Below are 8,418 nucleotides of genomic sequence, written 5' to 3'. Positions count from 1 at the left end.
TCCTGGAAGGGCAGTGCCAACGCGGGCCGGGTACTGACGATTTTGGCCGTCGTGGGGGGAGTGGTCATTCTACTGGCGGGCTTCCTGCAGTAGGCCGAGCTGTCAGACCCAAAGTTGGCGCAAGAACATCCGCCTATCGCTGGAAGCCAACGTTTTCCCTGCTATGAAACTATGAAACAACTTTCTCGCTCCCTTCTCCCACAAGGGGAAAAGGGTTGGGGGAGCAAGTGTCTCAACCTTGCTTGAAACAACCGCAATGTTTTGCAAGTCCTGCTAACAAGTTGTCAGCCTTCGCTAAGTCTTGTCAAGTTGTGCCACCGTCGGGCAGCAAAAAAGACCCAGCAGGGATCCCTGCTGGGCTCAGGCCGGAGGAGCAAAAATCCTAGCCTAGGAGCTGACGAGCGGTATTGAGCACATTCTCCACCGTAAAGCCGAACTTCTCCATGCAGACAGGGCCGGGGGCGGAGGCGCCGAAGCGGTCGATGCCGATGGCCACCCCCTCAAAGCCCAGGTACTTGTGCCAGCCAAAGGTGGATCCCGCCTCGACGGAGATGCGCTTGGTAACATTGGGGGGCAAGACGGAGTCGCGGTAGCTCTGAGGCTGGGCCTCGAACAGCTCCATGCAGGGCATGGAAACCACCCGTACCGCTCGGCCTTCCTGCTGCAGTTGAGCAGCGGCCTTCACCGCCAGCTCCAGCTCTGAGCCAGTGGCAATCAAGATAAGCTCCGGGTTGGGAGCATCCACCACCACATAGGCCCCCTTGGCTACCCCCTCAATGGAGGTGCCTTCTACGGGGTTGACCGCCTGCCGGGTAAACACCAGCACCGACGGGGTGGACATGGCCTCGAGGGCCACCTGGTAGGCTCCCACCGTCTCGCGGGCGTCCGCCGGGCGGATGACGTAGAGGTTGGGGATGGCCCGCAGAGAGGCCAGCGTCTCAATGGGCTGGTGGGTGGGGCCGTCTTCTCCTAGGGCCACTGAGTCGTGGGTCATGACGTGCAACACCCGCGCCCGCGAGAGGGCCGACAGGCGGATGGCAGGCCGCATGTAGTCGGTGAAGATCAAGAAGGTGGCGTCGTAGGGAATGAGGCCGCCGTGCAGAGCCATGCCATTGGCGATGGCTCCCATGCCGTGTTCCCGTACCCCGAAGCGGAAGTTGCGCCCGTGGTAGGAGCCGGCCTGAAACTCCGGGATCCCCTTCAAGTAGGTCATGTTGGAATGGGCCAGATCGGCGGATCCCCCCAGCAGCTCTGGCACCGCCTTGGCCAGGGCGTTGAGACAAAACTTGGAGAGGTTGCGGGTGGATTCTTTGCCAGTTTCGGCAATGGGAGCCAACGCTTCTTTCCAGCCCGCAGGCAGCTCCCCGGCCATGATGCGCTTGAACTCGGCGGCCTCTTCCGGGTAGGCCTTCTCGTAGGCGGCAAAGCGCTCGTTCCACTCCGCCTCGGCTTTGGCCCCTTTATCGATGGCCTGGCGGAAGTGGGCCAGCACCTCGTCGGGGATGTAGAACTCCGGCTCCAGCGGCCAGCCGAGGTTTTGTTTGGTGAGCTTGACCTCTTCCGGCCCCAGGGGCGCCCCGTGGACGCTCTCGCTGCCAGCTTTGTTGGGGGATCCGTAGCCGATGGTGGTCTCGACGATGATCAAAGAAGGCTTGTCGGTGACCTCCTTGGCTTTTTGGATGGCTTCGGCGATCCCCTTCAGGTCGTGGTTGCCATCCTCCACTTTTTGCACGTGCCAGCCGTAGGCCTCGTAGCGCTTGCCCACATCTTCGGTGAAGGCAATTTCCGTGCTGCCGTCGATGGAGATGTGGTTGCTGTCGTAGAGCATGATCAGCTTGCCCAGTTTGAGGTGGCCGGCCAGCGAGGCCGCTTCCGAGGCCACCCCCTCCATGTTGCAGCCGTCACCCAAGATCACGTAGGTGTAGTGATCCACAATCGTGTGGCCGGGCTTGTTGAAGCGGGCCGCCAGGTGGGCCTCAGCAATCGCCAGCCCTACCGCATTGCCCACCCCCTGTCCCAGCGGGCCGGTGGTCACCTCCACGCCGGGGGTTTCAAAGTTTTCCGGGTGGCCAGGGGTTTTGGATCCCCACTGGCGAAACTGCTTGATGTCCTCCAGACTGACATCAAAGCCCGTCAGGTGCAGCAGGGCATATTGCAGCATGCAGCCGTGGCCCGCCGAGAGGACAAAGCGATCCCGATCCACCCACTTGGGGTTGCGGGGATTGAACTTCAAAAACTGCTGCCAAAGCACATAGGCCATGGGTGCTGCCCCCATCGGCAGGCCGGGGTGGCCGGAGTTGGCTTTCTGAACAGCATCCACCGCCAAAAAACGAATCGTGTTGATGGCAAGTTGTTCCAGGGAGGGAGGAGCAGCAACAACCATGTGGGATCCCTATCGCTCGACATTCGCTTTCCAGTATGCCGTGTTTTGGGTCTCGCTTCCGAACCAGTGGGGATCCATCGAGCTGGGAATTGGCCTGGGCCGGTCTCGGCCGGGCAAAATGACAGGCTAAGCTGAGAGATACGCTTGCCGCCATTTCTGGTTGGAGGGTTTTCATTGAGCGCTGTTTCTTCGCCTAGCGGTAAACCGCCCTGGCTGCGGGCCAAAGCCCCCCAACGGGCCGGGTCTGTCCAGCAACTGCTGCGGGACTTGGGCCTGAACACGGTTTGCGAAGAGGCTTCCTGTCCCAACTTAGGGGAATGCTTTGCCAACGGCACCGCCACCTTCTTGATCATGGGCCCGGCCTGTACCCGCGCCTGCCCCTACTGTGATATCGACTTCACCAAACGGCCTTTGCCCTTGGATCCCACTGAGCCGCTGCGGGTGGCAGAAGCGGTGGAACGCTTGGGGTTGCGCCACGCGGTCATCACCTCGGTGAATCGGGACGACCTGCCGGATGGCGGAGCCAGCCAGTTTGTTGCTTGCATCACGGAAATCCGCCGCCGCAGGCCCCAGACGACCATCGAGGTCTTGATCCCGGATCTGTGCGGCAACTGGCAGGCCTTGGAGCAAATTCTCGCCGCCCGCCCAACGGTGCTCAACCACAACACGGAAACCGTGCCCCGCCTCTACCGGCGGGTGCGCCCCCAGGGGAACTACGAGCGCTCCCTGCGGCTTTTGGAACTGGCGCGGCAATGGGATCCCGGCCTCTACACCAAGTCGGGGGTGATGCTGGGCTTGGGAGAAGCCGCCGCGGAGATTTTGCAGGTGATGCGGGATCTGCGCCGGGTGGGCTGCGACATCCTCACTCTTGGCCAATACCTGGCGCCCAGCCCCAAACACCTGCCGGTGGAGCGTTATGTCGCCCCCGAAGAGTTCGACCACTGGCGGCAAGTGGGGGAAGAGCTGGGCTTTTTGCAGGTGGTGTCTTCGCCTCTAACCCGCAGCTCCTACCATGCTGAAGCCGTGCAAGACCTGATGCGGCGCTTTCCCAAAGGAGGATCGTGAGCCCCGATTCTCTGCCAAGCTAGACTGCTGAAAGCCCAAGGCTGGTCTGTTCTTGACACCGCCAAGGGAACCCAATCATGGACATGAACAGGATCCGTCGTTTTACTGGCAGCAGCTCAGAAAATGGCTTGGTTCCTTCACCTCAGGGTTGGCTACAGCCCTTCCGCTGGCGGCTGCCCCTGGTCAGTGCAGAAGAGTATGCCGAGTTGGTGCTGGAGCTAATGCGGGAGTCTCGCCTCAGCCTCAACTACTTGATGTTGGTGCTTGGCTCCTGTGTCATTGCCACGTTGGGCTTGCTGGCCAATAGCCCGGCTGTGATCATTGGGGCGATGATCGTGGCTCCTTTGATGTTGCCGATTCGCGGCATGGCCATGGGGGCTTTGGACGGGAATGTAGTCTTGTTTCGGACAGGTATCCTATCTCTGACCGTGGGAACCGGAATTGGGTTGGGAGTATCTTTCCTGCTGGGGCGATGGGTAGGTCTTCCCAACTGGGGCAGCGAAATTTTGGCCCGCACTCAACCCAACCTATTGGATCTGGGAGTGGCGCTAGCGGCAGGGGGAATCGGCGCTTTTGCCAGGGTGCGCAAAGAGATCGCCGACAGTTTGGCAGGGGTGGCGATTGCTGTGGCGTTGATGCCGCCGGTGTGTGTGATTGGCTTAGGGTTGGCCCATGGAGACTGGGAGATCAGCCTGGGGGCGGCGCTCCTCTATTCCACGAACCTGTTGGGAATTGCCTTGGCCTGTATGCTCACCTTTTTGGTGATGGGCTACGCCCCTTTGCACAAGGCCCGTTCTGGATTGGCTTGGGTGTTTGGCCTGGTGATGCTGTTGCTGGTGCCGCTGGCAGCCAGTATGACCCAACTGCTGTATCAATCTCGGCTGGAATTGGCGCTACGAACCGCTCTGCTCAACAGAACCATTACATTCCAACGGGTAACCCTCTTGCGCAGCGAGTTTAACTGGGTAGCCGATCCGCCGGAGGTGGTGCTGTCGGTGCGAGCGGACGAGCCCGTCACACCGAGACAGGTGGCACTACTAGAAGAGTTTGTGGAAGCTGAGGTGGGTCGCCCTTTCACCCTGATTTTTCAGGTGGTACAAGACCAGGAGGTGCGCCGAGAAACGCTTGCCCCAGAGGAGCCTGAGGTGAACTCTCCAGAAACAACTTTCCCCCCCGATCAAAGGGAATAACTCTTGCCTACTAATTGGCGGATGGGCTGGTTACAGCGTCAGGGATCCCACCTTTTGTTCTAACAACTGGGCTAGATCTTGCAAGAAAGCTGCGGCGTGGGCACCGTAGATGACGCGGTGGTCGCAGGTGAGGTTAACCTGCATCTGGGAGCGGATGGCGATGGCTTTTTCCGGCGTGGCCACCACGGTGGGGCGAGCAGCACCAATGGCCAAGATGGATCCCTGGTTGGGAGGCAGGATGGCGTCGAAGCGATCCACCCCAAACATGCCCAGGTTGGAGAGGGTAAAGGTGCCGCTGTTGTACTCCTCCGGCTGCAGTTGCTTGCGCCGCGCCCGCTCCACCAGATCCTTCCAGCGGCGGGAGATCTCGTAGAGATCGATCCGGTTGGCCTGCCTGAGCACAGGGGTAATTAGGCCCCCATCTTCCATGGCCACCGCCACGGCGATGTTGATGTCGGCTTTGTAATGGATCCCGTTTTCGGTGTAGCTGGCGTTGAGGAGGGGGTGCTTTTCTAGAGTCACGGCCACAGCCTTGACCAAAAGGGCCGTCAAGGTTACCCCTTTGGGTTTTACCTGTTGGTAAAGCTGATCCAGGCTGTCAGTGGTGATGGTGTAGCCGACGTGGAACACCGGCACGCCCAAGCTGGCGTTCATGTTGCGCACCACCGCCGCCTGCAGGGTGCTCAGGGGAACCACTTCTCCCAGGGGCACAGAGACGGGGGGAGGAGTGACCGAGGAAGGAGCTGCCGCCGGGGCAGAGGCGGGCTGAGCTGCGGCCCGCTCCACATCTTCGGCTACGATGCGCCCACCAGGGCCGGAGCCGCGCACCGTGCGCAGGTCAACCCCCAGGCTTTCTGCCAATTTTTTCGCCCGTGGGGAAGCCAGGATGCGCTGGGATCCAGCTCCGTCGGAGCCACTTGGGGGCGTGGAGGGGGGGCTTGCTGCAGGCGCAGGGGTTGGCCGTTGAACGGTGGGGACAGAGGCCGCGCTAGGGGTAGCCGCCGGCGCAGCACCCTTAGAGAGGGCCTTGGCTCTCTCCTGGGCCTCGGCCAGCTCCGCTTCGGTTTCAGCAATGAGGGCGATGGGGGCGCCCACCGGCGCCGATTCCCCGGCTGGGATGAGGATGCTGGCCAGAATGCCGCTGTGGAAGGACTCCACATCCATGTCTGCTTTGTCCGACTCCACCACCAGGATGTTTTCCCCTTTCTCCACCCGGTCGCCGGGGTTCTTCAGCCAGGCAACGATCTTGCCCGTTTCCATGGTGGAGCTGAGGGCCGGCATGGAGAGTTCGTGGATCATGGCGGGGGTGGCAACACAGCAGAGAAGATTGTAACCCAGCAGACGGGATCCCGGCGCACTCCCCTAGTGGGCGCCGGCAGCTTCCGCCTCGGCCACCACCAACAGGGTTTTCAGCAGGGAATCGGGGTTGAGGCTGATGGAGTCGATCCCCTGCTGCACCAGGAAGCGGGCAAAGTCAGGGTAGTCGCTGGGGGCTTGTCCACAGATGCCAATCTTGCGCCCGTGGCTTTTCACCGTCTGGATCACCTGGGCAATCATCCGCTTGACGGCCTCGTGGCGCTCGTCAAAAAGGTGGGCCACCAGGGCCGAGTCGCGGTCCAACCCCAGGGTGAGCTGGGTGAGGTCGTTGGAGCCGATGGAGAAGCCGTCGAAGATCTGGCAGAACTCGTCGGCCAGGATGACGTTGCTGGGCAGCTCGCACATGACGTACACCTGGAGGCTGTTTTCCCCCCGCACTAGGCCGTGGCGGGCCATCTCCTCCAGCACCTTGTGCCCCTCTTCCGGGGTGCGGCAGAAGGGGATCATCAAGATGACGTTGGTCAGGCCCATCTCGTCCCGCACCCGTTTCATGGCCCGGCACTCCAGCGCAAAGCCATCGCGGTAGCGGGGATCCGTGTAGCGGGAGGCCCCCCGCCAGCCAATCATGGGGTTTTCCTCGTGGGGCTCATAGCGGGATCCGCCCAGCAGGTGGGCGTATTCGTTGCTCTTGAAGTCCGACAGGCGCACAATCACCGGCTTGGGGTAGAAGGCAGCGGCGATGGTGGCCACCCCCTGGGCCAGCTTGTCTACAAAGTACTCCGGCTTGTCGGCATACTGGGCGGTGAGCTCCGCCAGGCTCGGCTCTTCCTTGACCGCCTCGTCGTAGTGGATCAAGGCCAGAGGGTGGATCTGGATGTGGTTGGCGATGATGAACTCCAGCCGCGCCAGACCCACGCCGTCGCAAGGGATCTCGCTCAGGCCAAAGGCTTTTTCCGGGTTGCCCACGTTCATCATCAGTTGGGTGCGGGGGCGGGGCAGCTCCTCTAGCGGGATCTCCGTCACCTCATAGGGCAATAGACCAGGATAGACGCGCCCTTCCTCCCCTTCGGCGCAGGAGACGGTGATGGGATCGCCGGAGCGGAGCACCTGCGTGGCGTTGCCGCAGCCAACAATGGCAGGGATCCCCAGCTCACGGGCAATGATGGCTGCATGGCAGGTTCTGCCCCCCTGGTTGGTGACGATGGCGCTGGCCTTTTTCATGATTGGCTCCCAGTCGGGATCGGTTTTCTCCGTCACCAGCACCTCGCCAGCCTGGAACTGATCCGAGCGGCGCACATCCAAAATGACGCGGGCTGTGCCCTGGCCGATGGCCTCTCCCACCGCCCGTCCTTGCACCAGGGGGTCTGGGCGCGCCTCCGTCTGCGTAAAGCGGTAGGTCCTGAGGCGGTTGGTGGCCTTTTGGGATTGCACCGTCTCGGGGCGGGCCTGGACGATGAACAGCTCGCCCGTGATCCCGTCTTTGGCCCACTCGATGTCCATGGGGGTGAAGCGGCCCCGCAGCGCCGAGTAGTGCTCCTCGATGAGGCAGGCCCAGCGAGCCAGCTCTAGGATCTCGTCGTCCTGCAGGGCATATTGGCGGCGCAGGCTCTCGGGGACGGGTACGTTTTTGGTGGAACGGGATCCCTCCTCGTCGTAGACCAGCTTCAGGGCTTTGCTGCCCAGCTTGCGGGAGAGGATGGGGCGCAGCCCCTGCTTTAGGGTAGGTTTGAAGACCACGTATTCGTCGGGGTTGACGATGCCTTGCACCACGTTTTCCCCCAGCCCATAGGCAGCGGTGATCAACACCGCGTCTTTAAAGCCCGTTTCTGGGTCGATGGAGAACATCACCCCCGAACAGGCCAAGTCGGAGCGCACCATCTTCTGCACCCCCACCGAGAGGGCCACCTGGAAGTGGTCAAAGCCCTTGATCTGGCGGTAGGAGATGGCCCGGTCGGTAAACAGGCTGGCAAAGCAGCGGTGGCAGGCATTCAGCACTGCCTGGATCCCGTGCACGTTGAGGTAGGTCTCCTGCTGGCCGGCAAAGCTGGCATCCGGCAGGTCTTCTGCTGTGGCGCTGGAGCGCACCGCCACATCGGTATCGGGGCCGTAGCGCTCGCACAGCTTCTGGTAGGCTTCGCTGATGGCCTGCTCCAACTCTGGGGGGAAAGGCGTCTGCAGAATCAAGGTGCGGGCGGCTTTGCCCCGCTCGCGCAGGTTCCGCACATCCTCGATATCGAGGTCTTTGAGGATCTCCCGCAGCTTCTCCTCGAGGCCGCCTGCGGCGATGAACTGGCGATAGGCATGGGCGGTGGTGGCAAACCCCAGGGGCACGCGGATTCCTTTGGGGGTCAACTGCTGCAGCATTTCCCCTAGAGAGGCGTTTTTCCCACCCACCTGGGCCACGTCCCGCAGCCCCACCTCTATGAGGGGCACAACCAAGGGTGGCTCTGAGCCAAGCTGGCG

Annotated in this window: 5 protein-coding genes; 2 read left to right on the top strand and 3 right to left on the bottom strand. The window is 61.9% G+C overall.

The features are described 5' to 3' along the window. Positions 1-382: 382 nt before the first annotated feature. Positions 383-2,383, bottom strand: a complete 2,001-nt coding sequence (gene tkt / locus NW844_RS02270) for a transketolase (protein ID WP_414333110.1) — start codon at positions 2,381-2,383, stop codon at positions 383-385. Positions 2,384-2,557: 174 nt separating this feature from the next. Between tkt and lipA the strand changes: the two genes are divergently transcribed. Continuing rightward, positions 2,558-3,448, top strand: a complete 891-nt coding sequence (gene lipA, locus NW844_RS02265; protein ID WP_414333108.1) for a lipoyl synthase — start codon at positions 2,558-2,560, stop codon at positions 3,446-3,448. A 77-nt stretch (positions 3,449-3,525) separates the two neighbouring features. Next, positions 3,526-4,638 carry a DUF389 domain-containing protein gene (locus NW844_RS02260; protein ID WP_414333106.1) on the top strand — a complete coding sequence of 371 codons (1,113 nt, stop codon included), beginning with the start codon at positions 3,526-3,528 and terminating at the stop codon, positions 4,636-4,638. Between the two features lie 30 nt (positions 4,639-4,668). Here the strand turns inward: NW844_RS02260 and NW844_RS02255 are convergent, their stop codons facing one another. Both NW844_RS02255 and ppsA read right to left on the bottom strand, forming a co-directional pair. Continuing rightward, positions 4,669-5,937 (bottom strand): dihydrolipoamide acetyltransferase family protein, encoded by a 1,269-nt coding sequence (locus tag NW844_RS02255; RefSeq protein ID WP_414333104.1) that lies wholly within the window; start codon positions 5,935-5,937, stop codon positions 4,669-4,671. A gap of 63 nt (positions 5,938-6,000) precedes the next feature. Next, positions 6,001-8,394, bottom strand: coding sequence for a phosphoenolpyruvate synthase (gene ppsA / locus NW844_RS02250; protein ID WP_414333151.1), 2,394 nt, complete (start codon positions 8,392-8,394; stop codon positions 6,001-6,003). Positions 8,395-8,418 lie beyond the last annotated feature (24 nt).

This window comes from Synechococcus sp. H55.2, assembly GCF_047462495.1.
Classification (GTDB): domain Bacteria; phylum Cyanobacteriota; class Cyanobacteriia; order Thermostichales; family Thermostichaceae; genus Thermostichus.
The sequence above is the reverse complement of the archived record's forward strand: the minus strand, read 5'-3'. Positions and strand labels throughout refer to the sequence as shown.